The organism is Stappia sp. (assembly GCF_048261845.1).
Classification (GTDB): domain Bacteria; phylum Pseudomonadota; class Alphaproteobacteria; order Rhizobiales; family Stappiaceae; genus Stappia.
In genome coordinates this window covers 25,034-48,410 of record NZ_JBLXFR010000020.1, presented here as the reverse complement: position 1 = coordinate 48,410, position 23,377 = coordinate 25,034, and the positions used below count along the sequence as shown (strand labels likewise).

At 63.6% G+C, this 23,377-nt stretch carries 27 protein-coding genes; 19 read left to right on the top strand and 8 right to left on the bottom strand.

Features of this window, described 5'->3' with window-relative positions; translation table 11 throughout:
* The first annotated feature begins 258 nt into the window (after positions 1–258).
* Both flbT and flaF read left to right on the top strand, forming a co-directional pair.
* On the top strand, positions 259–753 hold the full coding sequence (flbT, locus tag ACN0T5_RS10505; protein ID WP_417768582.1) for a flagellar biosynthesis repressor FlbT: 495 nt from the start codon (positions 259–261) through the stop codon (positions 751–753).
* Positions 635–1,003: a flagellar biosynthesis regulator FlaF gene (gene flaF, locus ACN0T5_RS10500; RefSeq protein ID WP_417768581.1), complete on the top strand. Its 369-nt coding sequence runs from the start codon at positions 635–637 to the stop codon at positions 1,001–1,003. The genes flbT and flaF overlap by 119 nt, the downstream gene beginning before the upstream one ends.
* Before the next feature lie 248 nt (positions 1,004–1,251).
* On the opposite strand, the gene ACN0T5_RS10495 is transcribed toward flaF, so the two are convergent.
* The 3 genes from ACN0T5_RS10495 to ACN0T5_RS10485 form a co-directional block, all read right to left on the bottom strand.
* Positions 1,252–2,778, bottom strand: a complete 1,527-nt coding sequence (locus ACN0T5_RS10495; RefSeq protein WP_417768580.1) for a flagellar protein — start codon at positions 2,776–2,778, stop codon at positions 1,252–1,254.
* A 9-nt stretch (positions 2,779–2,787) separates the two neighbouring features.
* On the bottom strand, positions 2,788–4,671 hold the full coding sequence (gene flgK, locus ACN0T5_RS10490; protein ID WP_417768579.1) for a flagellar hook-associated protein FlgK: 1,884 nt from the start codon (positions 4,669–4,671) through the stop codon (positions 2,788–2,790).
* Positions 4,672–4,748: 77 nt separating this feature from the next.
* The gene (locus ACN0T5_RS10485; protein ID WP_417768578.1) at positions 4,749–6,152 is read right to left on the bottom strand and encodes a flagellar hook protein FlgE; all 1,404 of its coding nucleotides are present in this window, start codon (positions 6,150–6,152) and stop codon (positions 4,749–4,751) included.
* 282 nt (positions 6,153–6,434) lie between these two features.
* Between ACN0T5_RS10485 and ACN0T5_RS10480 the strand changes: the two genes are divergently transcribed.
* Both ACN0T5_RS10480 and ACN0T5_RS10475 read left to right on the top strand, forming a co-directional pair.
* Positions 6,435–7,280 carry an AAA family ATPase gene (locus ACN0T5_RS10480; protein ID WP_417768577.1) on the top strand — a complete coding sequence of 282 codons (846 nt, stop codon included), beginning with the start codon at positions 6,435–6,437 and terminating at the stop codon, positions 7,278–7,280.
* 56 nt (positions 7,281–7,336) lie between these two features.
* The gene (locus tag ACN0T5_RS10475; RefSeq protein WP_417768576.1) at positions 7,337–7,876 is read left to right on the top strand and encodes a hypothetical protein; all 540 of its coding nucleotides are present in this window, start codon (positions 7,337–7,339) and stop codon (positions 7,874–7,876) included.
* A 34-nt stretch (positions 7,877–7,910) separates the two neighbouring features.
* Here the strand turns inward: ACN0T5_RS10475 and ACN0T5_RS10470 are convergent, their stop codons facing one another.
* Positions 7,911–8,558 (bottom strand): hypothetical protein, encoded by a 648-nt coding sequence (locus ACN0T5_RS10470; RefSeq protein ID WP_417768575.1) that lies wholly within the window; start codon positions 8,556–8,558, stop codon positions 7,911–7,913.
* Positions 8,559–8,660: 102 nt separating this feature from the next.
* On the opposite strand from ACN0T5_RS10470, the gene ACN0T5_RS10465 reads away from it, so the two are divergent.
* From ACN0T5_RS10465 to ACN0T5_RS10430, 8 genes are all read left to right on the top strand, one after another.
* Positions 8,661–9,230 carry a DUF2975 domain-containing protein gene (locus ACN0T5_RS10465; RefSeq protein ID WP_417768574.1) on the top strand — a complete coding sequence of 190 codons (570 nt, stop codon included), beginning with the start codon at positions 8,661–8,663 and terminating at the stop codon, positions 9,228–9,230.
* Positions 9,231–9,240: 10 nt separating this feature from the next.
* Complete coding sequence (locus ACN0T5_RS10460; protein WP_417768573.1) at positions 9,241–9,462, top strand: helix-turn-helix domain-containing protein; 222 nt, start codon at positions 9,241–9,243, stop codon at positions 9,460–9,462.
* Between the two features lie 97 nt (positions 9,463–9,559).
* Positions 9,560–10,138, top strand: a complete 579-nt coding sequence (locus tag ACN0T5_RS10455) for a SixA phosphatase family protein (protein ID WP_417768572.1) — start codon at positions 9,560–9,562, stop codon at positions 10,136–10,138.
* A gap of 70 nt (positions 10,139–10,208) precedes the next feature.
* Positions 10,209–11,675 carry a YcjX family protein gene (locus tag ACN0T5_RS10450; protein ID WP_417768571.1) on the top strand — a complete coding sequence of 489 codons (1,467 nt, stop codon included), beginning with the start codon at positions 10,209–10,211 and terminating at the stop codon, positions 11,673–11,675.
* Positions 11,672–12,760, top strand: coding sequence for a YcjF family protein (locus tag ACN0T5_RS10445; RefSeq protein ID WP_417768570.1), 1,089 nt, complete (start codon positions 11,672–11,674; stop codon positions 12,758–12,760). Before ACN0T5_RS10450 ends, ACN0T5_RS10445 begins: the two co-directional genes overlap by 4 nt.
* Positions 12,761–13,061: 301 nt before the next feature.
* Positions 13,062–13,379, top strand: coding sequence for a hypothetical protein (locus ACN0T5_RS10440; protein ID WP_417768569.1), 318 nt, complete (start codon positions 13,062–13,064; stop codon positions 13,377–13,379).
* A 109-nt stretch (positions 13,380–13,488) separates the two neighbouring features.
* On the top strand, positions 13,489–14,673 hold the full coding sequence (locus ACN0T5_RS10435) for a vWA domain-containing protein (protein WP_417768568.1): 1,185 nt from the start codon (positions 13,489–13,491) through the stop codon (positions 14,671–14,673).
* A gap of 191 nt (positions 14,674–14,864) precedes the next feature.
* A complete protein-coding gene (locus ACN0T5_RS10430; RefSeq protein WP_417768567.1) occupies positions 14,865–17,030 on the top strand; it encodes a methyl-accepting chemotaxis protein in 2,166 nt (721 codons plus the stop codon).
* A 112-nt stretch (positions 17,031–17,142) separates the two neighbouring features.
* Here ACN0T5_RS10430 and ACN0T5_RS10425 read toward each other — a convergent pair whose 3' ends face one another.
* Genes ACN0T5_RS10425 through ACN0T5_RS10415 form a run of 3 tightly spaced genes read right to left on the bottom strand, consistent with a single transcriptional unit; the run spans position 17,143 to position 19,657 of the window.
* Positions 17,143–18,144 (bottom strand): dipeptidase, encoded by a 1,002-nt coding sequence (locus ACN0T5_RS10425; RefSeq protein ID WP_417768566.1) that lies wholly within the window; start codon positions 18,142–18,144, stop codon positions 17,143–17,145.
* Positions 18,141–18,497, bottom strand: coding sequence for a RidA family protein (locus ACN0T5_RS10420; RefSeq protein WP_417768606.1), 357 nt, complete (start codon positions 18,495–18,497; stop codon positions 18,141–18,143). The genes ACN0T5_RS10425 and ACN0T5_RS10420 overlap by 4 nt, the downstream gene beginning before the upstream one ends.
* Positions 18,494–19,657, bottom strand: coding sequence for a pyridoxal phosphate-dependent aminotransferase (locus ACN0T5_RS10415; RefSeq protein ID WP_417768565.1), 1,164 nt, complete (start codon positions 19,655–19,657; stop codon positions 18,494–18,496). Before ACN0T5_RS10415 ends, ACN0T5_RS10420 begins: the two co-directional genes overlap by 4 nt.
* A gap of 89 nt (positions 19,658–19,746) precedes the next feature.
* Here ACN0T5_RS10415 and ACN0T5_RS10410 point away from each other — a divergent pair, with 89 nt between their 5' ends.
* Positions 19,747–20,418 carry a GntR family transcriptional regulator gene (locus ACN0T5_RS10410; RefSeq protein ID WP_417768564.1) on the top strand — a complete coding sequence of 224 codons (672 nt, stop codon included), beginning with the start codon at positions 19,747–19,749 and terminating at the stop codon, positions 20,416–20,418.
* A gap of 196 nt (positions 20,419–20,614) precedes the next feature.
* Here ACN0T5_RS10410 and ACN0T5_RS10405 read toward each other — a convergent pair whose 3' ends face one another.
* Positions 20,615–21,376 (bottom strand): AraC family transcriptional regulator, encoded by a 762-nt coding sequence (locus ACN0T5_RS10405; RefSeq protein WP_417768563.1) that lies wholly within the window; start codon positions 21,374–21,376, stop codon positions 20,615–20,617.
* A 391-nt stretch (positions 21,377–21,767) separates the two neighbouring features.
* Here ACN0T5_RS10405 and ACN0T5_RS10400 point away from each other — a divergent pair, with 391 nt between their 5' ends.
* The 6 genes from ACN0T5_RS10400 to ACN0T5_RS10375 are packed head-to-tail and all read left to right on the top strand — an operon-like array spanning position 21,768 to position 23,360.
* A complete protein-coding gene (locus tag ACN0T5_RS10400; protein ID WP_417768562.1) occupies positions 21,768–22,028 on the top strand; it encodes a hypothetical protein in 261 nt (86 codons plus the stop codon).
* Complete coding sequence (locus tag ACN0T5_RS10395; RefSeq protein WP_417768561.1) at positions 22,025–22,342, top strand: hypothetical protein; 318 nt, start codon at positions 22,025–22,027, stop codon at positions 22,340–22,342. Before ACN0T5_RS10400 ends, ACN0T5_RS10395 begins: the two co-directional genes overlap by 4 nt.
* Entirely contained in the window at positions 22,320–22,469 is a 150-nt protein-coding gene (locus tag ACN0T5_RS10390; protein WP_306029805.1) for a hypothetical protein, read from the top strand. The genes ACN0T5_RS10395 and ACN0T5_RS10390 overlap by 23 nt, the downstream gene beginning before the upstream one ends.
* 30 nt (positions 22,470–22,499) lie before the next feature.
* Positions 22,500–22,757 carry a hypothetical protein gene (locus ACN0T5_RS10385; RefSeq protein ID WP_417768560.1) on the top strand — a complete coding sequence of 86 codons (258 nt, stop codon included), beginning with the start codon at positions 22,500–22,502 and terminating at the stop codon, positions 22,755–22,757.
* The gene (locus tag ACN0T5_RS10380; RefSeq protein WP_417768559.1) at positions 22,735–23,088 is read left to right on the top strand and encodes a hypothetical protein; all 354 of its coding nucleotides are present in this window, start codon (positions 22,735–22,737) and stop codon (positions 23,086–23,088) included. Before ACN0T5_RS10385 ends, ACN0T5_RS10380 begins: the two co-directional genes overlap by 23 nt.
* Entirely contained in the window at positions 23,085–23,360 is a 276-nt protein-coding gene (locus ACN0T5_RS10375; protein WP_417768558.1) for a DUF1488 domain-containing protein, read from the top strand. Before ACN0T5_RS10380 ends, ACN0T5_RS10375 begins: the two co-directional genes overlap by 4 nt.
* The last annotated feature ends 17 nt before the right edge of the window (positions 23,361–23,377 follow it).

Here is a 23,377-nt window from a genome sequence, read left to right as displayed (position 1 = left end):
ACCCTGCAGACGGGTGCGGACAACCTGGTGCTCGCCGACACCAACGAGGAAGGCGCCAACCTCCTCGCCCTGCAGACACGCCAGCAGCTGTCCACCACGGCCCTGTCGCTGTCCTCCGAGGCCGACCAGGCGGTCCTGCGTCTGTTCTAGTAGAAATACTAGGCAAATATTTCCGGGCGGCGAGAAAACTCGCCGCCCTTTCTATTTTGAGAGCACTTACTTGTTGCTTGAATCATAACCTTGTGAGAGTATTTATTCATGGCACTGAAGATCGAACTGAGACCCAAGGAACGGTTCATCGTCGGATCCACCGTGATAACAAACGGGGATCATCGCACGCATATCTTCATTGAGGGCAAGGAACCGATTCTTCGCGAGAAAGATATCTACACAGCGGAAACGGCGAACACGCCCGCGAAGCGGATCTACTTGGCAGTTCAGCTCATGTACCTCAATCAGGACATTGAGCGACACCGGAAAGTCTACTTCGAGCTTGTCAATGACTTCATCCAGGCTGCACCCAGCACAATCGGCCTTGTGGACGCTGTCAACAATGAGATCTTAACCGGCTCTCTCTATGCTGCCTTGAGACGAGCGAGGGAACTGGTCGAGTACGAACGGGAACTGATCGAACATGCACAATCTGGCCAACGCAGCATATCAGCAGACGACGCAATCGACCGTGAACCCGAGGGAGCTGGAGGCGACCTTGCTGCTCAAGGCAGCAGCGCGGCTTCAGGCGGTCAAGGATGACTGGGGCGGGGACAGCCCGGTAACGCTGGACGAGGCATTGTCCTACAATCGCCGCCTGTGGACGATCCTGGCCACGTCGGTGACAAGCAACGACAATCCGCTGCCCATCGAGATCAAGCAGAACCTCGGTTCCCTGGGAGCCTTCATCCTCAAGCATACGCTTGACGTGATGACCAACCCGAGCCCGGATCGCCTGACAACGCTGATCCAGATCAACCGCAACATCGCCCAGGGCCTGCGCGGCACCTGAAGACGAAGCGCGGCCGGACGCTCCGGAACAGCGCCAAGAGCACTTGAAACGCCGGCCCTCGTGCCGGCGTTCTGCGTTGGCCTGAAACCACACACCAAATGCTGCCCGTTGCCGACGACACACCGCCTCCTGGCGACAGCCGAACGGAAAAGCCCGGCGAAGAAAGATCCCGCCGGGCCGCTTGAATATGGTGGAGAACAGAAGAGAAAGGGCAAGCTGGACGCCGGCTTTCCCGACCGATTCAGCGCCTACAGATAGTTGGACAGGGACAGTTGCAGTGTCATGCTGGTGGCCTGGTAGCTCACTTCCAGGTGGGTCCTGAGCGTCAGCAGCCTGACCGCGACCTCTTCCTGGTTGATGCCCTCGATCTCGTCGACAAAGGCCTTGAGCGACCCCTCCTCCACCCGGTGCCGGGTCTCGGCATCCTTGAGTGTGCGCTGTGCCGCGGCGAACTCCATGTGGTTCTGGCGAATGCCGGATGCTTCGGCACCGGCCGGCGTCAGTCCGCCATAGGACCGCTGCGCCATCTGTTCGTAGAAGGCCTGGTTGTCCGGACTGTTGCTGGAGAAGTCGGAGACGACGAAGGCGGCAAGCGACTGGACAACAAGGCGGTAGCCATCCTCGTTGGCACGGGCGCCATAGTTGATCTTCAGGTTCTCGTCGATCGTCGCACTGGAGTCTTTGCGCGGATTGCCGGGCGAGTTGTCGCCCGTGTACCAGGCAACTGTGTCCGCCGTTCCGTCGCGCAAGGTGGTCGCGGTGGTGAAGTCGCCGGCATTCGGCACCACCCGTGCCTGCGGCAGGTAGCCCGGCGGCACCGGAGACTTTGGCGCCGTGTCGAAGAAGGCTTCGGAGGCGCGTGTCGTCGAGGCGGCCTTCAGTTCCGTGTTCGCCGCTTTCTGCAAGGCACCGTCGAGGGCGGTCTTGAAATTGGCCGCGGTGTCGGCCGGTGTCGCGCCCCGCGAGAAGGTGAACTCCGGATCGTCCTGTCCGCCGTCCACCCCGAGCGTGATCTCGCTCCGGGATCCATCCGGCAATGTCAGGAAGACGCGGATCGCCTCGCCCGGTTGCGGCTGCCCGGTGAAGTCGACATCCATTGAGGGTGGCGGGCCGGCATTCTGCGTGACATTCACGTTGCTGAGGCCCGACGAGGCATTGTCGATCTTGAAGCCGAAGGGATGCGTTCCGTCCTCGGCAAGCGTTACCTGCGTGCCGACCTGCGCGGTTGTCATGCGGCCGTTGCCAAGCGCTCCAAGGTCCGCCTGGTTGTATTCCCCGACGACGGTTTTCAGGCCAGCATAGTTGCCGTCGCCCGCAAGAATATGGTCGAGGCTCTGCACCGGCAGGGTATCGGCGGTCTTTCCCGAGAACAGGTAGCGTCCGCCGACATCGGTGTTGAGATGCGACATGAACTCGCGAAGCGAGATTTCCGCCGCCGTCTGGGACGAGGTACGGCCATTGCTGAACAGTTCGAAATTGTTCTGATCGGTCGTCGCCTTCGCCTCGATGCGGATCTCCTCCAGCCGCTCGCTGGTCTTGTCGATCGTGTCGAGCCGCAAGCCGGCGATCTGGATCGTCTGCTTGTAGACGCCGACCTCCGAGAGCTGCTGCTTGAGCTGCAGGTCGAGAACGCGCGAGGAGCCGAGGCCGCCATAGGTCTCCGACTTGAGGCCGGTGCCCAGCTGCCGCTGAAGGTCGTCCATCTGCGCACGCATGCTGGTCAGGTAATTGACCAAGCGCGGAGAATTGAGGCTGCCATAGGGATTGATCGACATCGCGTCTCGCTAGCTCCGCATCAGGATATCGTACAATTCGCGCACCACCTGCATGACCCGTGCGTTGGCGGCATAGGCGTTCTGCAGCGTGACAAGCTGCGCCAGTTCCTGGTCGACATCGACCTTCGAGGCGTTGTCGAGACGTGTCTTCAGGTTGGAGGTCACCACTTCCTGACCGGCCAGCGTTGCCTTCGCCTGCGCCGCCCGGCCACTCTGGTGAGTGACCGCAGCCGTTACGAAGTCGCTGATCGATCCCGTATAGACCGCGTTCGATCCGCCGATCCTGGTACCGGGCGAAAACGCGACCTTGGTGTTTTTCAGCTTGTCGAGGGCGGCCTGGGGGCGTGTCGGATCGCCATTGGCGACACCTGGCGCATACTCCACCAGCAACGAGGAATCGTTGAGCAGCGCCTCGGAGACCCGGATGCGTGAGGCAAATCCCGTGGTGTTCGGCCGGCCGTCGGCCATGCCGGTAAAAGGGCTGCCGTCATCGTCGACGAACAGCGCGAAGGCGTCGCCATGCGCGGAAAGGTCGGAGATCGTCTCGTTCGCCGACAGGCTTTCGATCCGCGTCGCGCCAGGCGCCGTGCTCTCCAGCCGAAGGGTCGACCCACCCGGATTGGCGGCGGCAAAGACGCCGGCGCCGATGCGCGGATCCCCGTCGAGCGCACTCTGGATGTTCGCGGCAATCGTGCCGTAATTACCGCTCGAGAAATCGACGGCCAGGAAGATGTCGTTGGAATCCTTGGTCGCCGTCAGCGCCGGAGGCTCGGGCCCGTCGCTTCGGTAGATGGTGACCGACTTGGTGCGCCCGGTGGCGATGTCCTTGACATCGAACGTCAGGCTGTCGCCGGGCTGCATGTTGGCAAGATCGAGCTCATAGCCCGTCTGGGTGCCGGCGGACGGATAGGCAGTGCCGTCCTGCACATGGGTGGAAAAGGCCCGTGCGAGGGAACCGGCAAGTTCGTCGAGCTGCGTCTGCGCATTTGTCAGGGTTTCGTCGCGCATGGTGACGAGACCGGCAAGAGAGCCCGTGCGCAGTGTGCGCGTCGCCAGCAGGTCGATCTGGCTGCCTTCCGAATTCTCGAGCACCAGCGTGCCGACATCGCGGTCGGCCGGGTCGATCGAGTAGAGCGCGTTGGCGTTGACATTGCCGCGCGCATCGAACTTCAGCTTCATCACGTCGACGTCGTAGAGCAGCGTGCCGCCACCCATGTGAACGCGCACGCCGCCCTGCTCGGTCGGCTTGACCGTGATGTCGATATAGCCCGACAGCTCCTCCAGGATCATGTCGCGCTGATCCATCAGGCCGACGGGCATGTCGCCGTCCTGCGAGTTGCTGACCACCTTGCGGTCGATCGCCTGCAGGTTGGTGAGCAGCTCGTTGACCCGGTCGACCTGGTCCGAGATCTGGTATTCAACCTCCTGCCGCATGTCCTGGATTTCCTGGGACATGGCGTTGATCTTGCTGGCCATCGCCTGGGCCGTGCGCAAGGCTTCCAGCCGGTTGGAATAATCCTCCGGGCCGGACACGAGGTTGGACATGGACGAGATGAAGGAATTCACCGTGTTCGGCAGCGAACCGTCATCCTTGATGGTTCCGAACAGCGTATCGAGCCGGGCGGTGTATTGCTGGGAAACCGAGGCGTAGTTGTTCTGCGCCAGCGAGGTGCGGTACTGGGTCTGCACCGCAAGGTCGAGGTAGCGGCGCATGCTGTCGGCATCAAGGCCGGTCACCCGGCCGTTGCCGTCGTAACTGACCGACGCGGTCAGGGATTTGCGCGTGTAGCCGACAGTGTCCGCATTGGCGATGTTGCCCGCCGTCACATCCAGCTGTCGCTGGTTGTAACCGAGCCCGATCAGTGCGGTATTGAGAACGCTACCCAGTCCCATGGCCTTGCCCGGCTTTCGCGTCGACGTGAAAGGACGGCCGGCCGGCGAGACGCCGGCCGGTCAGTTCGCGACCCGCGTCAGCGGATCATGTTGATCGCTTCCTGGAGCATTTCGTCGCTCGAGCTGACGATCCGGGTGTTGGCCGAGTAGGCCTGCTGGGTCACGATCAGCTTCGAGAACTCGTCGGCGATGTCCGTATTGGACGCCTCGAGACGCTTGCCGACGATATTGCCCTGCGCACCGGAGATCGGCTCGCCGGATTCCGGCGTCACCTCGAAGGCGCCGCCATTGACGCGCTCCAGCCACGCCTCGCCCGAGAAGGAAACCAGCGAGATCTCATAGAGCTCGCGGGTACGGCCGTTCGAGTAGGAGGCAACGAGACGGCCGGCCTCGGAGACCGAAATGCCGGCCAGGTCACCGGCCGGATAGCCATTCTGGGTCAGCTTGGAGATCTTGGCATTGCCGTTGGCATCCGCGAACTGCGTCAGCGCGCCCGTGCCAAAGTCGAGCGTCACGTTACCGACCGTCTGTCCGTCGACCGTGAGGCCGGTAAGGGCCATGGAGTCCGTCGCCGGCAGCGTCATGCGCCCGTCGGTGCCGAACTGGGCGTCGGACACCTTGCTCCACTTCGCACCTGCACCGGTCGCCTTGGAATCGGAGAGGTAGTAGAGCGACCAGGTGTCGGACTGGGCTCCGTCATCCTCAAAGGTCTTGGCCCAGCGCATTTGCACGTTCACCGGCGTGCCGCTCGAATTGTAGACCGTGATCGCCTCGCCCGCGATCGAGCTGTTGAGGAAGGTCACCTCGTCATCGGCGGAGATCGCATCGGCACCGACCGTCTGGCCGACTGCTGCGGCATCCGGAGCCGCGCCGGTCGAGGCCTTGGTCAGCGACGGGTCGAGCGTATCGGCTCCGCCGGCCAGCTTGGTGCTGGTCTGCGGCGTTGTCGGCAGGTTGCCTTCGTACTTGATGCGATCGGTGACAACGGCGGGAATGACGGAGCTGTCGATGGTCATGATCGAAGGCACCGAACCGGCAACGTTCTTGGTGACGGGGTCGATCGGCTGGCCCATCAGATAGTAGCCGGCGCCATTGACCAGACGGCCTTCCTTGTCGACCTCGAAGTCGCCACGGCGTGTGTAGAGATCGTTGCCGGTGAAGATCGACCGTCCGTCGACCTCGCCCGCGCGGCCCTGAACGACAAAATAGCCGCTGCCGTTGATGGCCATGTACGTGTCGACCTGGCTCTGCTGCAGGTCGCCCTGAATCCCGTTCGTCGCCCGGGAACTGGCCGACACCGTGCCGGCGAGCTGGCTCGGCTGCGACCCGCGACCACCACCGACAAGATCCGAGAAGGACGTGTCGAGCCGCTTGTAACCAACGGTCGCCGAATTTGCGATGTTGCCTGAGATGTTCTCCAGCGCATAGGCCTGCGCGGAAAGGCCGGACACGGCCGCGTTCAATGCACCAAAAACACCCATGTGAACCTCCAGACGGATCGGATGGCATGACGGCGCCACAGCGGACACCGGTCTCGCGATTGTTGCTGGCAAGCAACGTGCCAGTTTCACGAAGACCCACAAGCCATTGATTTTGCTTGCCCCAAGAACAAGGGACGGCAAGCATCCGGCGTCGCGGCGGCAGCTTTGTCCCTCTCACCTCGGCAACAAATGCCGGGCCGGGGGCTGTTCCGGGCAGGTCTTGCGCATGCCCTGCCCGCCTCATACTGTGCAGCGCAAGAAAGTCGTGATGCGGGGATTTCAATGCGTTTTGAGGGTACGTCCGGATATGTCGCCACCGAGGACCTGCGGATAGCGGTCAACGCGGCTGTCGCCTTGCAGCGGCCGCTTCTGGTCAAGGGCGAACCGGGCACGGGCAAGACGGTTCTCGCCCAGGAGATCGCCGGCGCTCTCGATGCCGACCTGATCGAATGGCACATCAAGTCGACGACCAAGGCCCAGCAGGGGCTTTACGAGTACGACGCGGTCTCCCGCCTGCGCGACAGCCAGCTCGGCGACGACCGGGTGCACGACATCTCCAACTACATCCGCAAGGGCAAGCTCTGGGAGGCCTTCACCGCCGACCGTCGTCCGGTCCTTCTCATCGACGAGATCGACAAGGCGGATATCGAGTTCCCCAACGATCTTCTGCAGGAACTCGACCGCATGGAGTTCCATGTCTACGAGACCGGCGAGATGGTGAGCGCGCGGCAGCGCCCGGTGGTGATCATCACTTCCAACAATGAGAAGGAGCTGCCCGACGCCTTCCTGCGCCGCTGCTTCTTCCACTACATCACCTTTCCCGATGCAGACACGATGACCGACATCGTCGAGGTCCACTTTCCGGGCCTCAAGGCGGAACTGCTGCGCGAGGCGCTCAGGATATTCTACGATGTGCGCGACACGCCGGGACTGAAGAAAAAACCCTCGACCTCCGAACTGCTCGACTGGATCAAGCTGCTTCTCAACGAGGACATCGACCCTGCCGACCTGCGCGAACGCGACGCCCGCAAGCTCATCCCGCCGCTGCATGGCGCGCTTCTGAAGAACGAGCAGGACGTCCATCTCTTCGAGCGACTGGCCTTTCTCAACCGGCGCGAGGGGCGCTAGCGGCAATGCGGACAAGGGGACCCGGCAGAACCAGGAGGCGGCCCGCGTCTTCGCGCATGCTCCCCCGGTTCCTCTCCGCCGGCGTTCTCGTCCTTGCCCTTGCCGTCGCAGCATCCCCGCCTCCGGCGCTTGCCCAGCAGCGCTCGACGGAAGCCGGCTGGAAAGTGGTGACCCGCGGCATGCACCATTTCACCGGCCTGACCTGCCCTGACCAGGTGGCAAGCCTCAATCGCATCCGCATCCTTTCCGGCTCGTCCGACCGGGTCGCGGGCTGCATCTACCAGAATCCGGCCGGCATCTCGGCCATCGTGCGCAGCCATCCTTCCGGCAATGGCGCGATCGCCGCACGGGCCTTTCGGGAGCGCTACATCGCGGCCGGTTTCCCCTTGCTGAAGACAACCGGAGCCGCCTCCGCCGCCATCTCCTTCCTGACCGGGCAGGAGAAAGGCGCCAGTCGCTGCGAGAGCCTGTGGCGGTTTCGCACGAGCAACACCGACTACACGTTGTGGATCGCCTACTCGCTCCCCGGCCAGGCTGAGGCCATTGGCCCGCTGGTCACCGCCTTTGCCGAACTGCTCGCCGAAAAAGCGCCCTGACCCCTCCAGCGCCCCGCCGTGAGCGGAAGCCCGGTCAGGCTTTCTCCCGTGCCTGCGGACAGGGAGCGATCGGGTCGTCTTGCGGTGCACCGGCGTCGATCATCGACGACCGCAGGTCGAAATCCCTGGCCAGCGGCAGGAACCCGTCAAGCTCGCTTGCGGCCAGATAGGTCGACACCTTGACCTCCCCCTCGGGCATGGGTCCCAACCGGCAGCCTGTGACAGCCACGCTGAGACGCCCCTCCACCCCCGATGTCTTGTCGTTCGACCGGTCGCGGATCGCCTTCTGCACGGCCCGCATCCGTTCCACATCACGCGGCGCAACCCGGAAGACCCGAATGACGCTGCCGCGTCGACGTTCGCTCCCAAGGGATGCGAGGTCCTCGTCCGCCACGCTGTGCCGAAACACAATCTGCTCGCTCATGATGAGCGCTCCGGACGCCTTGCTGCGCTGTTCGATGTGCATGACGGCACCTTCGGATGGCACCTCGATCCAGTCGGGATGTCGCACCGCGATACGCAGACGGGCCGGATCGGTCGTCTCCAGATCGAAGCTGCGCAGTCCGATCAGGCTGGCCAGCGGAACCTGCCCGCAGGAGGCCGCCAGCGAGGCGGCGACGAGAATGATCGCCAGGAGAGCGACCTTGTGGGCATTCAGGGGAAGAAGGTGATGTTTGCGCATGGAAGCTCCGGTGCTGAAAGGAAGAAATCACTTTCACGATTGACGCGCATTTTTTATTGTGTAACATTAAGTTTGTAAACTGAATTGTGAAGGAATTATCGAATGACGTTTCAACCCGCACTTCGCACCGGATACAATCCCCGTCTCGAACGAGTTGCCAGGGTCAGCCGCGCGCTGTCCTGGCTGACCCTGTTCCTCATGATTGCCGGCCCGGCCGCCGTCCTCGGCCTCATCCTGTTCGACCCGTCGAATCTCGACCGGATGCTGATCGAGGGCCTGTCGACATCGCGTGAGGCAGTCCTGACGCCGATCACCCGCGTGCTGGCGATCCTCCTGTCCCTGGTTCCCCTCGCTCTCGTGATCACCGCCTTGTTCGTTCTGCACCGGTTGTTCCAGGGATTTGCCCGGGGCGCTGCCCTTGCCCCCGAAAGCGGACAGAGGCTCAAGCGGATCGGCATCGTCGTCGCCGCATTCGCTCCGACAACGATCGTGATCGGCATTCTTGGCAGCATTGTCGTTTCCTGGGCCAATGCCCCCGGCAAGCGCGAGATGGCCGTCGGTCTGCATGCAGACGACCTCACCGTCCTTGTCTTCGGTCTGCTGCTTGTTGTCCTTGGCTGGATCCTTGAGGAAGCAGCCATCGTCGCGGATGAAAACCGCCAGTTCATATGAGGCCGCAGACATGCCGATCGTGATCAATCTCGACGTCATGCTGGCACGCCGGAAAATGCGCTCGCGCGAACTCGCCGAACGCATCGGCATCACCGAGCAGAACGTCTCCCTGCTGAAATCCGGCAAGGTGAAGGGTGTGCGCTTCGACACGCTGGAGCGCATCTGCGAGGTGCTGGACTGCCAGCCCGGCGACATTCTGGAGTTCCGGAATGCCGACGATGAGATCGCATGACAACCATGCGTCTCAGGACATCAAACTTCCCCGGACGCGGACGCCCGCATGTGATTAAAATCGGTCATCGAAACCGCGTCCGGGGAATCTGCCTGACATGCTGCGCCTGCTATTGCTGAGACACGCCAAGTCCGACTGGGGCCAGGCCGGCCTGTCCGACTTCCAGCGCCCCCTGAATGATCGCGGCCGGCAGGCCGCGCCCGAGGTCGGAGCGCACATGGCCCGGCACGGGCTCAATCCCGATCGCATCCTGTGTTCCTCGGCCCAGCGCACCCGGGAGACACTGGCCCTCATCCTGCCCTCCTTGCAGGGCGAGATCGACATCCGGCTGACGCGCAAACTCTATGACGAGTCCGACTATGACTATCTGGAGACGATCCGGACAGCCGGCGAAGGCAGTCGCACCCTTCTGGTCGTCGGCCACAATCCGGCCACCCAGGAGACAGCGCTGGACTTGATCGGCGGCGGCAATCCCGCGCTCAAGACCGCCATCTCCGAAAAATATCCGACAGCCGCCCTGACCGTCATCGACTTCGACGCCAAGCACTGGTCGGCCATAGAGCCTGGCCTCGGTCGCGTCGTCGCGTTCTGCCTGCCCCGCCTGCTGGCCGGGGCGACCACGCTGTCGGCAGTGCCTGCGGCCGCCAATGACGGCGCCCCCAAGCCGGAGGCATGAGACGGCCGCCGGCATGCCCGCGCTTGCATGCCTTCTCCCCTCTCCCCACATGGGCGTGCGGAGAAAGAACGTGACGCCAAAAAGCCTGCTGAACCGCCTCACGGACGAGGTGCGCTATTCCCTGGACAACCTCGCGGAGACCGCCGGGTCGCTCGGGACGCCAACCCTGCGCATCGGCGTGACCGGCCTGTCTCGTGCCGGCAAGACCGTCTTCATCACTGCGCTCGTGCACAATCTGGTCCATGGCGGCAGGCTGCCGCTTCTGGAAGCTGCCGCCGGCGGTCGCCTTGCCCGCGCCTATCTCGAGCCCCAGCCCGATGACAACGTCCCGCGCTTCGACGTCGAGGCGCATGTCGACACGCTGCTGAAGGAGCGGGTCTGGCCGCAATCGACGCGGCAGGTTTCCGAATTGCGGCTCACGATCGAGTTCGAATCCGCTCATTTCCTGTCGCGCACGCTGGGACGCGGCAAACTGCATCTCGACATTGTCGACTATCCGGGCGAATGGCTGCTCGACCTGCCGTTGCTCGACAAGGACTTCCGGACCTTTTCTGCCGAGGCGCTCGCCCGTGCACGGGAGGCCGGCCGCACAACGATTGCCGCCGACTATCTCGCGGCACTCGCCGAGACCGGCCCGGCGGCCGAGGCAGAGGAACAGGAGGCGCGTCGGCTCGCCGGCCTCTACACCACCTACCTGCGCGCCTGCCGGGAAGACGAACGCGCGCTCTCCATGCTGCCGCCGGGCCGCTTCCTCATGCCCGGCGATCTCGAAGGGTCGCCCGCCCTCACCTTTGCCCCGCTCGACCTCGCCGATCATGACGGCCCGCTCCGGCCCGGATCCCTGGGGGCGATGATGGAGCGGCGCTTCGAGGCCTACAAGAAGCACGTCGTACGCCCGTTCTTTCACGACCACTTTGCCCGTCTCGACCGGCAGATCGTGCTGGTCGACGCGCTTAACGCACTCAACGCCGGTCCCGAGGCGCTTGCCGATCTCGAGGTCGCGCTTGCCGAGATCCTGGCCGCCTTCCGGCCCGGCAAGGTCTCCCGCCTGTTTTCCATATTCACCCGCCGGATCGACCGCATCCTCTTTGCCGCGACCAAGGCCGATCATCTCAACCGGTCGGACCACGACCGGCTGGAGGCGATCCTGCGCCGGCTTGTCGCGCGCGCCATTGAACGGGCCGAGTACAGCGGCGCCGATGTGGACGTGCTCGCGCTTGCCGCCATCCGCGCAACACGAGAGGCAAGCCTTTCGCATGCCGGCGAGACCATGCCCGCGATCCTCGGCACCCCGCTTTCCGGTGAAAGGGTCAATGGCGAAGTCTATGACGGCAAGACCGAGATCGCGCTGTTTCCCGGTGACCTGCCGGACGATCCTTCGGCCATCTTCGATGCGCAGACCGCCCCGGGCGGCGTTCGCTTCGTCCGTTTCCGCCCGCCGGAATTGCAGGTGACGGCGGAGGGGATCAAGCTTTCCCTGCCGCACATCCGGCTCGACCGGGCCCTGCAGTTCCTGATCGGAGACCGGCTCGCATGACCAGCCCCGGAAATACGCCGCGCTCCCCCCGCAAGCCCGCCGCGTTCCGTCTGGACGATGCGCGCGTGCGCATGGATCCCGATGACGAAGGCGTGGCCGGCGCCTCGGAAGCCCGCATCGTTCCGCAGCGCGAGACAGGCGAGGCCCCGCTGCCACCCTCTGCGACAACACGCAAGGGTCCGCGCTGGGGACGCTGGTTCTCCATCGGCCTGGGCGGGCTCGTCTCGCTTGCCGTCGGGCTGTCGGTGGATGCCCTGATCCGCGACCTTTTCGCCCGCACCGACTGGCTCGGATGGCTGGGCCTGGCCCTTGCCGCACTCGCCGCCACCGCCGCCATCGGCCTCGTGCTGCGCGAGATCATCGGCATCTTCCGGCTGAAACGCATCGAAAGCCTGCGCGCGACCCTTGCCGATGCCGCCGCCCGCGACGATGGCGAGACCGGACGTGCCGGCATTCGCGACCTGATTGCGCTCTATGCCGAACGACCCGACACCGCGCATGGCCGCGCGGCGCTCGCCGGTCACGTGCGCGAAGTGATCGACGGACGCGATCTTGTGCTTCTGGCCGAGCGCGATCTCCTGAAAGCGCTCGACGCGCGCGCCGTGCGCATCGTCAAGGAAAGCGTCAAACGTGTCTCCGTCGTCACCGCCGTCTCGCCGCGCGCCGCCCTCGACCTGGCCGTGGTGCTGATCGAGAACTTGCGCATCATGCGCCGCCTGTCGGCGCTCTATGGCGGCAGGCCGGGTCTGATCGGCTTCCTGCGGCTCGCGCGACATGTCGGGACCCATCTGGCAATGACCGGAGGCATGGCCGCCGGTGACAGTCTCGTCTCGCAACTCCTCGGTCACGGACTGGCCGCCCGCCTCTCCGCCCGCCTTGGCGAAGGCGTGATCAACGGGCTGCTGACCGCCCGCGTCGGCATTGCCGCGATCGAGGTCTGCCGCCCGGCTCCCTTCATCGACCGTGGCGGTCCCAGTGTCTCCGATGTCATGGGAGAACTCTTCAAGTCGGACCCGGAGACCCGCGCGCTTCTCGACACTGCGTCGGGCAAGGCGCCCGATACCTCGCGCAACCGGACCCCGTAGAATTGACGGGGATGGCGTTCGATATGACAAGAAGTGCGAAGAAAGACTCGACGAGCAGGGGCGGCGCCCCGGTCGAGAGCCTTGAGACCGCCTGACGCGTTGGTTCCTGTCTGCAAGGCGCGTGTCATGCCGCATTGCCTCCGCGAGGCTTACGCAGGGTCAAAAACTTCTCAACAGCACGTTTATAGTGTATTTTAAGCAGGCGACCATTTTCGGTCGTATTGTGGTCCGTTGGCTTGGCGGACATCGCAGACTTTTGTGCAAAGCGTTTTGACAAAGACATCTCAAGGGGGACGATGACATGGCTGATTGCGATGCCGGACACGGCTGCTCCATTTCCTGCAGTGGCGGCTGCGGCGCGATCTACAACCACGGCACCGGGGCATGCACCAAGTGGTGTGAATCGAGTGTCCACAAGGTCGACCCGGCGGCCTTCGACGGTGAGTTCAGCATTGAGGTGAACGATGTATCGGTGGGAACACTGGCCTCGATCATCGGCGAAACCCGCCTCGGAATGACATTCAAGTCCCTGCAAGGGGCAGGTGGCAAGGTGTCCCTGAAACTGCCGTCGACGAACCTCGCCGGCGTCATTGCCGAAATCGGCAAGCAGGCGTTGTAGCGCCCTGCAATCCGGTCCCGCGCCCCGCTGGCGCGCGGGACCGGCCCGCGACTGCCGAAGTCGCCCGCGCCATCTCGACATCCGTCGGCCGCGCCCCTAATCTCCCGCCATGTTCGTGACCTTCCTCGCCAATCTGCGCAGCGCCGGCGTGCCGGTTTCCTTGCGTGAATACCTGACGCTGCTCGAGGCGCTGAAGGCCGACCTTGCCGGCAAGCAGGTCGAGGATTTCTACTTCCTCGCCCGCACCTGCCTGGTCAAGGACGAGGCCAATCTCGACAAGTTCGACCGGGTGTTCGGCCAGACCTTCAATGGGCTCGACCTGGGCGCCGGCGGCACCGGCACCGAGGCGCGGGAACTGCCGGAGGAATGGCTGAGAAAACTCGCGGAAAAGCACCTCACGAAAGAGGAAAAAGAGCAGATCGAGGCGCTCGGCGGTTTCGACAAGCTGATGGAAACGCTGCGCGAGCGACTGAAGGAACAGAAGGGCCGTCACCAGGGCGGATCGAAATGGATCGGCACGGCCGGCACCTCGCCCTTCGGCGCCTATGGTTACAACCCGGAAGGCATCCGCATCGGCCAGGACGAGAGCCGCCACCGGCGCGCCGTCAAGGTCTGGGACAAACGCACCTTTCGCGATCTCGACGACACGGTGGAACTGGGCACCCGCAACATCAAGGTCGCCCTGAAGCGCCTGCGCCGTTTTGCCCGTCAGGGCGCGGCCGAGGAGCTCGATCTCGATCACACGATTCGCGCCACCGCGCATCGCGGCCTGCTCGACATCCACATGCGCCCGGAGCGCCGCAACACGGTAAAGGTGCTTCTGTTCTTCGACATCGGCGGATCGATGGACGATCACATCCGCGTCTGCGAGGAGTTGTTCTCGGCCGCCCGCACCGAGTTCAAGGTCATGGAGTATTTCTACTTCCACAACTGCCCCTACGAATACCTTTGGAAAAACAACGCGCGACGCCATTCCGAGCGGCTTCCGACCTGGGACGTGCTGCACAAATACGGGCCCGACTACAAACTGATTTTCGTTGGCGACGCCTCGATGAGCCCCTACGAGATTGCCTATGCCGGGGGCTCGGTGGAGCACTGGAACGAGGAGGCCGGTTCCGTCTGGATGAAACGCCTCACCGACCACTACTCCAGAAGTGTCTGGCTCAACCCCGTTGCCGAGCGGCACTGGGCCTATACCAACTCGATCCGGATGATCCGCGAGTTGATGGACGGGCGCCACTACGCCCTGACCCTGGAAGGGCTTGAGGCCGCGATGAAGGAACTGGCGCGTTAAGCAGACAACAAAAGGGCGCTTTGAAGTACAAAGTAATTGTCACACAAATTAACCAGATAATATACATTATAATACTACAACAATTTTGAGTTTGAAGAAGTTTGACAGTTTGATGACAAGATCATTGACTGTATTTTTACCTGAAAAATCCAAGGTCCGCGCATATCCCTTAGCACACGGACCTTCGCCCAATGATTTCCTTACGAATCTCCCAAAAGGTACCTGGTCTGATTGCGGCCTCGGTTGCTGTTGCCGCTCTCGCCTCCGGCATTCTGGGCTATCAGGCGTTTCGCACGGAGCTGCAGAACACCTCACGTCAGGCCCTTGCAACGGTTGTCACGACGCATCATGGCGAACTTCACGAATATCTGGCCAGCATCGAGGACGATCTCCAGATCATGGCCGCGAACACAATGGTACGGGACGCAATCGCCGGTTTCGGCGATGCCTACGAAAAAACCGCGGGAGGTTCGCTCGGAGGTCCCAACAAGGCGCTGCGAGATGCCTATGGAAGCGGATCGGCGGCAACCGAACACAAGCGGCTTGAACTCGACAAGGCGGAGGATGGCAGCGCCTATTCCGACCTGCACGCGATCTACCACCCCTGGTTTCGTGATTTCATGCAGCGTCGCGGATATCGGGACCTGCTCCTGGCGGATGCCTCCGGCAATGTCGTCTATTCTGTCGCCAAACACGGTGACTTCGGGACAAACCTGAGATCGGGAGAGTGGCGTGACACCGCGATCGCCTCGGCATTCCGCAAGGTTCGCGGCAGCGCCAAGGCCGGTCAGATTTCCTTTTCGGACTTTGCCCCGTATGAGCCCGTGGACAACCAGCCGGCCAGTTTCATCGCCATGCCGGTTATTGGAGACTGGGGCAAGTTGGAAGGCGCGCTCATTCTCCAGATGCCTGTCGACCGGATCAACGAGATCATGAGCCGTTCAGCCGGGCTTGGCGAAACGGGCGAAACCTATCTTGTCGGCGAGGACTTCCTCGTTCGCTCCGAAAGTCGGTTCCGCACTGAGGGGGAGCCGACGACGATCCTCGCGCGCACGGCCGAAACGGCTCCGGTGATGGCCGCCCTAGCCGGGGAAACCGGCATCGCCTCGTCGACGAATGCTCGCGGCGAACCGATACTCACGGCCTATATGCCTCTCCACTTTCAGGACGCGAATTGGGCGGTCATTGCAGAAATCGACAAGTCGGAGATCCAGCGGCCTGTCGACGCCATGGAGCAACGACTGCTGCTCGCCGGCATCGCGATCGTGGTGGTGATGACTGTCATCGGCTTCTTCTTCGCGCGGACCATTTCCGGTCCGATCGGCCGAATGAGCGCAACAATGCGTCAGCTTGCCGACGGCAACCTGGCGACACAGGTCCCCTATACAAGACGTCGAGACGAAATCGGCGACATGGCAGCAGCCATGCAGGTCTTCAAGGACAACACCCTGGAAATGAAGAGGCTCGAGGCCGCCCAGGCGGAGGCCGAGGCGCGCAGTGCCAATGAACGGCGGGTCGTGCGAGAGAAACTCGCGCTCGACTTCGAGGAAGCGGTCGGCGGCATCGTCAACTCCGTTGCCTCGGCGGCCTCCGAGATGCTGACCGCCGCGCGGACCCTGTCCACCGCCGCCTCCGGGACATCCGAGCGCTCGGCCATCGTCGCATCGGCGGCTGAAGAGGCCTCGGCCAACGTCCAGGCCGTCTCCGGCGCCGCCGAGGAACTTTCCAGCTCGATCGCCGAGATCAACCGCCAGGTCTCGGATTCCCAGACGATCTCGCAACACGCCGTGGACAATGTCTCGGCGACCAACTCCCGGGTGAAGGAACTGGCCCAGGCAGCCGAAAGGATCGGAGAGGTCATCGCGCTGATTACCGATATTGCCGAAAGGACCAACCTTCTGGCCCTCAACGCCACCATCGAGGCCGCCCGTGCAGGGGCGGCCGGCAAGGGCTTCGCAGTGGTTGCCGCCGAAGTGAAAAGCCTCGCCAACCAGACGGCGCGGGCAACCGAGGACATCCGCCTTCAGGTAAAAGGGATACAGGGCGCGACATCGTGTACCGTCGGGTCGGTCAAGGCCATAAGCGAGACGATCACGCAAATCCGCTCGGTCGCGACCTCCATCTCCACCTCCGTCATCCAGCAAGGCGCCGCGACGCGCGAGATCGCCTGCAACATCGAGCAGGTGGCCGTCGGCATGCAGGACGTCACCGGCAACATAGCGGACGTCAGTGCCGCCGCCGAGGAAACGGGCAATGCCGGCGGACGGCTGCTCTCGTCGGCCGATGACCTGACGGGGCAAGCCGAACTGTTGCGCAAGGAAGTGGCCCGGTTCCTGCAGCAGGTCCGGAGCGCCTGACCGTCGCCTGCATCGCCTGAAAGAGCCAAGGGCTGCCCGGACATGTCCGGGCAGCCCCCGTCGCACCCCGCAAGGTCCGGGTTGCGGAATGCTGACGGTCACGGCCCCGGGATCAACCGCCTACGACGTGACGGAGATAGTTCTCGCCCAGGAGTCCCCGCACCTCATCTTGAGTGAACCCGGCCGCGAGAAGGGCCGCGACGAGGTCGCCGAGTTGTTCCGGCTGAAAGAAACTCCAGGGCGGTTCGGGATAGCCACGTGGCCAGCGTGCACGGGCCGCGTGGTAGAAGCCATAATCGCTTCCCTCCAGATACATGAAATCGAGACCCAGCCCGAGACGTTCGGCCGAGCCGGCGATCTCCGCCACATGCGCCGCATGACGGGCCATTTCTCGCGGGATTTCCGCCCCTTGCGCGCCGAGGAAAAAACCGACCCCGTTGATCCCGATATAGGACCCTGCCTCTGCCGCCGCGCGGATCTGGTCGTCGGTGATGTTGCGCTCGTGATCGAACAACGCCCGCGCGTTCGAATGCGAAAAGAGCGGCGGCGTGCGCAAGCCCGCTTCCAGGGCATCGAAGGTGGTGCGTGCGCCGCAATGGCTGAGGTCGACGCGCATTCCGACAAGGTCCATACGCCGGATGAGATCGCGTCCCGCCGCCGACAGCCCCGCATTGCGTGGCTCATGGCACCCGTCGGCGAAAAGATTGGCCTCGTTATAGGCGAGGATCGAACGCTGGACGCCCGCAGCAAGGAAGGCGTCGACGAGATCGGGCGAACGGGCAAGAGGCGTCGCTGACTGGAAGTGGAAGGAGGCCGAGAACCGGCCTTCTGCCTGCGCCGCCCGGATCGCAGCCCGGTCATGCGCGACTGTCACACCCGCCGCTGCCAGTTCGCCAGAAAGCCGGCCGAGATTGGTCAGCGCGTCGACCTCCGTCTCCCGACCACTGGACACGGTGAAGGAGGCATGTGTGAAACCGGCGGCACGATACCGTCCGATCTGGGCCGCAAGATCGGCCCCCGGCGGCAGGAACGCCGACGACCAGGGCCAAAGCCCGTCGCAGACCGGCGCACCCGCAAGCCAGGGAAACCGCTCGGACACGGATTGAGCCGTCATGTCGAGACCTCCCTGTCAAGCGCAATCACCGCGATCTCGACCCTGAACCGCGGCGAGGCGAGAGCGGCTTGCACACAGGCACGGGCAGGAGCCCCCCCATCCGGCACCCAGGCATCCCACACCGCGTTCATCGCATCGAAATCCGCCATGTCGGCAAGCCAGATATTGGCCGAAAGGATCGACGCACGGTTGGTGCCCGCACGATCGAGCAAGCCGTCGATCCCGTCCAGGATATTCCTTGTCTGCTCGCGGGCGTCGGCGCCCTCCCCGACCTGCCCGCTGAGAAAGACGAAGCCGCCCGCCACCACGGCCTGGCTCATTCTTGCTCCCGCCTCGATGCGCCGCACGCTCACAGGAGCCACGCCTTGCGAACCCGTTCGCGCAAGCCCCGCAACCGGGCGACCGGTTCGTTGGCATAGACGAAACGCAGATAGCGCCCGGCGCTGTTCTCCTCGCCCCAGCCGGTCATCGGTGTCGCGGCGATGGCCCCGTCACGGAAGAGACGCGCGGAGGCATCGGCCGGATCCATGCCGAGGGCCCTGGTGTCGATCAACAAGGACCAGCCCCCGTCCGGTATGACCACCGGCAGGTCCGCCAGTTCGCCGACGATCGCGTCGCGTCGCGCCTGCCATTCGGCTGTCGCGGCGGCAACACCATCGTCCTCCGCCGTGAGCGCGGCGGCTGCCCCCGGCATGCCGATGCCCACCTGGCACACGACATTGCTCAGGCTGACAAGGCCGACATCCTTCATGATCGGTGCCGGCCCGACGATCCAGCCGACGCGCCAGCCGATCATCCTGTACTCCTTCGAAACGGAGCCGATGGTGATCACCCGCTCCGCAACATTGCCGAAGGATGCCGGGTGCATCACCGGTTCGCCGGTGAAGAGGATCCGCTCCATCGCCGCGTCGTGGATGATCCACGCGCCGGCACGCTCGGCAGCCGCCGCAATTGCCGTCCATTCCTCATGTGTGTGCACGATGCCGCTCGGCATCGAGGGGCTCATCGTGAGGATCGCCCGCGTCCTGCCGTTGACCGCCGCCTGCAAGGCTTCCAGGTCCAGTCGCCAGCGCCTGTCCTCCACCTGAAGCGGCACCAGACGCGGCACCCCGCCCGCAAGCCTGATGCGATTGAGAAGACCGGCATAGGCCGGGTCCGTGATGACAACCTCGTCGCCCGGCTCCAGCACTGCCAGGAGCACGTTGAGCACGCCGGACAGGCCTCCGGCCGAAACGATGCACTCGCTCTCGGGGTCGTAATCGCGCCCGGCCGTCGCCGAGACCCTCCGTGCCGCAGCCCGGCGCAGGTCGTGAATGCCGAGGAACGGCAGATAGCTGTTTGCGTCGTCCCGGCGGACAGCCGCCAGCGTCGCCTCGATGGCCGCTTGCGGCGGCGCGATATCGGTGTCGAGATTTTCCAGCCGAAGCATTTCAACGGCCCCGGCGGCATCCGCCGCATTTCCCATTCTGTCGACACCGATGCCGGGAATGTGCGCAAGTCGAGATACAGTCATACAAGACTCCATCTTGGATCCAAGATATCGACATGACATGCATGATCTCGTCTTGTCTGTCAATCATGCGCCTGCTAGGCCTTTGCCGCATGACGAGCAGCGACACACGAAAAGGCGACCGGACCGAGCTTCTGGTGACGGAAATCCGCCAGGCGATCATCGCCGGCGAGCTGAAGCCGGGCAGCACCCTGCGCCAGGAAGAACTCGCCAGGACCTACAGCACCTCCCGGATGCCCATCCGGGAGGCCTTGCGCGTGCTGGCCGGCGAGGGGCTTGTTCAACTGGCGCCCAATCGCGGCGCCATCGTCGCCCCGATCGACGCGGACGAGTTGCGGGAGAATTTCGAGATGCGCGAGGCGGCCGAGTTGCTGGCCATGCGCCTCGCCCTTCCGCATCTCTCCAACGCGCAGATCGACAAGGCCGCGGCGCTGCAGGACCGGATCGCCAACGCTGGCCTTGCCGAGTTCGGGCGCCTCAACAAGGCGTTCCACCTCACGCTCTATGCGCCGTGCGAGAGACCCCGTCTGCTTGCCCATATCTCGAGCCTGCACGATGTCGCCGACCGCTACATGCGCTTCACGCTGGCACGGCTGGATTACCTTGTGAAATCGTCGGACGAGCATCAAGCCATCCTCGATGCCTGCTATCGCCGCGACACGGAAGCCGCCCTGCAGCAAACATCCCGGCATATCGTGGATGCCGGCAGGACGCTGGAAAGCTATCTGCTGGAAAAGACCGCCTCGCGGGAGCCCTCCGCCTAGTCAGGCTGGAGACGAATCCACCGGCAGGCTGAATGGAACCGACGGCCGCGTGATCTGGCGACGGGATCCGCGGGAACCGACATTCCGGCAACCCCGGCACGGCTTCTTGCAACCTTCTGCGGAAATAGTTCCGGCACCATCGGCGAATGGCTCAAGGCGGCAAGGTCTCCGCTCTCACTGCCCTTCCATGCCTGCTTCAGCGGCTGAAATAACGTCCCGGTGTTACCCCGAAGGATTTCTTGAACGTGGCGACGAAAGCGCTCGGCCCCTCGTAGCCGAGCCTGTCCGACACCTCCCCGACCGCCATTCCCTGCGACAACCACTCGACCGCCTTCATCAGCTTCGCCTGCCGTCGCCAGGCGCGGAAGGAAAGTCCCGTCGCAGCCGGGAAATGCCGCTCGAAAGAGCGCAACGAAAGATTTGCCCGTCCCGCCAGGTCTGCGGCGGAAAGACCGGCCGCCGGGTTCTCGATCAATGGCCGGATCGCCTCGCGCAAACGCGGCTCCTCGGGGATCGGCAGATGCAGCGGCGCCACATGGGAGGCGGCGATCTGGTCGACCAGAACGGCGGCCAGCCGCCCGGTCGCATCGCCTGTGTCATAGTCCGGTGCGCAGGCCATGAAAGCGAGGATCAGCTCCCGCAGCAGCGCCGTCACCTGCACCACGAACGGCTCCTCCGGCATCGCCGGAAGCCCTTCGGGACGCATGTACAGGAAACGGACTTCCGTCTCCGTGTGATAGCTGGAGTGGTGCAGGACGCCCGGCGGAATGAAGATCGCCCGCTCCGGCGGCACAACGAAACTGCCCCCTTGCGTCGCCACAGTCACCGAGCCGCGCAGGATATGGAAGAGCTGTGCCCGCCCGTGCGCATGGGGCCTTGTCACCGCGCCGGCCGGCTCCGTCCCCACATAGGAGATGATCGGGTCCGGATGTTCCTCCGGGAACTTCGTCTGTCGCAATGGATGGATCATGGGACCGTAGGCATCTGGGGACCTCAGGTACCGGGACACCGGTGGGTGCCAGCATACAGGCAACGTCCCGGCCGTGCCATGCCCCGTCCGCGGCGCCGCTTGCAACGCGATCCGGCAAACCGGAGGCGACACACGGAAAAATCGCACTGCACTCTTCAAGAAAAGAAAAACTCAAAGTGAAACCCCAATAAAAGAAAGAATTATCAAGTCGCCTCATTTAAGGCTTAATTCTAAATCATAATAGAAATCGAAGAATTAAAAATAAAACCCCGAAAAAGAACAGCGAATTCGCCGCTGACACGGCGAGCGCTTCCTGTCCGCCCGCTCGCAAGGGAGGGGACCGGACTCGTTCTTTGCGGGCACCCTGAAGGTCGACAAGATGACCACCCGCACCACGCAATGCATCCTCCACTTCCCGACCCCTTTTCGGCTCGACGGTTTTGCCGACGCCCAACCGCCCGGCGAGTACCGGATCGACCGGGAGGACGAGTTGATCGAGGGACTTTCCTGGACCGCCTGGCGCAGGGTCGGAACCTTCATCCATTTGCCGGCGATCGGCGCCAAGGCAACAACGCAACAGATGGTGCGGGTCGATCCCGCAACTGTCGATGCCATAAGTGAAAAGGACGATCCACAATGACCACGGCAAGTTTTCGGCAACGCCATGCCAGCCAGTCCGCGGGTGATGCAGGAGAGCATCTCCTGAGTATCGGGCAGTCCGTCCGCCTGAAAAGCGCGATAGGCAACACGACCGGACAGACGCAGGTCTACCGCATCACCGGCATGATGCCGGCATCCGCCGGCGCCCCGCAGTACCGGATCCGCAATGCCGAGGAAAATCACGAGCGGGTGGCGCTCCAGGACGAGCTGGAGCTCGTCGACACGGCAGGCCTCAACGCGAAGGCAACCTTGATGGAAAGGACGTTTGGGCATGGCCAAGGGACAAAAGCGTAGCAACCGGGAAATCCGCAAACCGAAGCAGACGAAGACGGAAGCCAAACCGGAAGCGCCATTTGCCAATCGGATCAAGCTCTCGGTGATCTCGGCCTCGACCGGCCAGCGCGAAAAGAGCAAGGCCTGAAGGTCCGGTCGGCCGTTTCAGGAGCAGGCAATGAAAGTCGTCATTGAATTCTTCCGGGTCCGCGACACGGACAAGGCGCATGCCGTTGTCGGGCGCGAGACGGTGGATGCCGTGGATCGGGACGATGCGATCGCGATCGCCGGACGCCTGCTCGATACGCTCGGAATGCCGCAGCGACCGGACGGCATGACGATCACCGAAGCCGGGGGCGCGGCGCTTCATTCCTGCCTTTTCAGCAACAGTCACGGCCAACCGGAGAATGACAATGATGAAAACCGTGAAACATGAGCCCGACCGCCAGCCAAACGTGGCGGCCATCGCCATCTGGGAAAACGAGGGTGGCGCATCCCGGCCCGCCCGCATGGACCAGCATTTCGGCAGACGGATCGAGAAGGACCGGACCTGGACAATCTATCACGTCTACACAGGGATCCCGGCGACTTCCAACGGCCGGAACATGACCGGTCTCAGTCATTCCGATGCGACCGACGGCATGCTGTTCCTCAATGATCGCAACACCAGAAACCGCGCTCATCGCCACGCCGCGCAAGCAAAGCCGCGGCGCGGGCTTTCGGCATTCCTGCTGGCGACCTGGCGAAGGACCGGAGGTCTCTCATGACATTGAGCTTTCCCAATCCCAGCCGGAGCTTCGACGAAGGTCGCAAAGGCGTGCGCTTCATCGGCCATGACGGCGTGTTCGAGGTCCCCTTCTTCATAGAAGCCGACGCGCTGGAGAAGCTGGGCAGCGAAACCGGCCGGCTCGACACGTCACCAGCCGGTTGCCTGTCGGCCTTCGACCGGCGTCGCACCGCTATTCACGACGTCGCGCGGGAGGTTCACACCAACCGTCGCCGCACCTCCTACACACTGAACGCCGCGGACTTCCGGTAGAAGGGACTGATCCTGGC

Coding starts and splice junctions, on each gene's coding strand:
- flbT (WP_417768582.1), top strand. CDS start 259: ATGGCACTGAAGATCGAACTGAGACCCAAGGAACGGTTCATCGTCGGA.
- flaF (WP_417768581.1), top strand. CDS start 635: ATGCACAATCTGGCCAACGCAGCATATCAGCAGACGACGCAATCGACC.
- ACN0T5_RS10495 (WP_417768580.1), bottom strand. CDS start 2,778: ATGTCGATCAATCCCTATGGCAGCCTCAATTCTCCGCGCTTGGTCAAT.
- flgK (WP_417768579.1), bottom strand. CDS start 4,671: ATGGGACTGGGTAGCGTTCTCAATACCGCACTGATCGGGCTCGGTTAC.
- ACN0T5_RS10485 (WP_417768578.1), bottom strand. CDS start 6,152: ATGGGTGTTTTTGGTGCATTGAACGCGGCCGTGTCCGGCCTTTCCGCG.
- ACN0T5_RS10480 (WP_417768577.1), top strand. CDS start 6,435: ATGCGTTTTGAGGGTACGTCCGGATATGTCGCCACCGAGGACCTGCGG.
- ACN0T5_RS10475 (WP_417768576.1), top strand. CDS start 7,337: ATGCTCCCCCGGTTCCTCTCCGCCGGCGTTCTCGTCCTTGCCCTTGCC.
- ACN0T5_RS10470 (WP_417768575.1), bottom strand. CDS start 8,558: ATGCGCAAACATCACCTTCTTCCCCTGAATGCCCACAAGGTCGCTCTC.
- ACN0T5_RS10465 (WP_417768574.1), top strand. CDS start 8,661: ATGACGTTTCAACCCGCACTTCGCACCGGATACAATCCCCGTCTCGAA.
- ACN0T5_RS10460 (WP_417768573.1), top strand. CDS start 9,241: ATGCCGATCGTGATCAATCTCGACGTCATGCTGGCACGCCGGAAAATG.
- ACN0T5_RS10455 (WP_417768572.1), top strand. CDS start 9,560: ATGCTGCGCCTGCTATTGCTGAGACACGCCAAGTCCGACTGGGGCCAG.
- ACN0T5_RS10445 (WP_417768570.1), top strand. CDS start 11,672: ATGACCAGCCCCGGAAATACGCCGCGCTCCCCCCGCAAGCCCGCCGCG.
- ACN0T5_RS10440 (WP_417768569.1), top strand. CDS start 13,062: ATGGCTGATTGCGATGCCGGACACGGCTGCTCCATTTCCTGCAGTGGC.
- ACN0T5_RS10435 (WP_417768568.1), top strand. CDS start 13,489: ATGTTCGTGACCTTCCTCGCCAATCTGCGCAGCGCCGGCGTGCCGGTT.
- ACN0T5_RS10430 (WP_417768567.1), top strand. CDS start 14,865: ATGATTTCCTTACGAATCTCCCAAAAGGTACCTGGTCTGATTGCGGCC.
- ACN0T5_RS10425 (WP_417768566.1), bottom strand. CDS start 18,144: ATGACGGCTCAATCCGTGTCCGAGCGGTTTCCCTGGCTTGCGGGTGCG.
- ACN0T5_RS10415 (WP_417768565.1), bottom strand. CDS start 19,657: ATGACTGTATCTCGACTTGCGCACATTCCCGGCATCGGTGTCGACAGA.
- ACN0T5_RS10410 (WP_417768564.1), top strand. CDS start 19,747: ATGACGAGCAGCGACACACGAAAAGGCGACCGGACCGAGCTTCTGGTG.
- ACN0T5_RS10400 (WP_417768562.1), top strand. CDS start 21,768: ATGACCACCCGCACCACGCAATGCATCCTCCACTTCCCGACCCCTTTT.
- ACN0T5_RS10395 (WP_417768561.1), top strand. CDS start 22,025: ATGACCACGGCAAGTTTTCGGCAACGCCATGCCAGCCAGTCCGCGGGT.
- ACN0T5_RS10390 (WP_306029805.1), top strand. CDS start 22,320: ATGGCCAAGGGACAAAAGCGTAGCAACCGGGAAATCCGCAAACCGAAG.
- ACN0T5_RS10385 (WP_417768560.1), top strand. CDS start 22,500: ATGAAAGTCGTCATTGAATTCTTCCGGGTCCGCGACACGGACAAGGCG.
- ACN0T5_RS10380 (WP_417768559.1), top strand. CDS start 22,735: ATGATGAAAACCGTGAAACATGAGCCCGACCGCCAGCCAAACGTGGCG.
- ACN0T5_RS10375 (WP_417768558.1), top strand. CDS start 23,085: ATGACATTGAGCTTTCCCAATCCCAGCCGGAGCTTCGACGAAGGTCGC.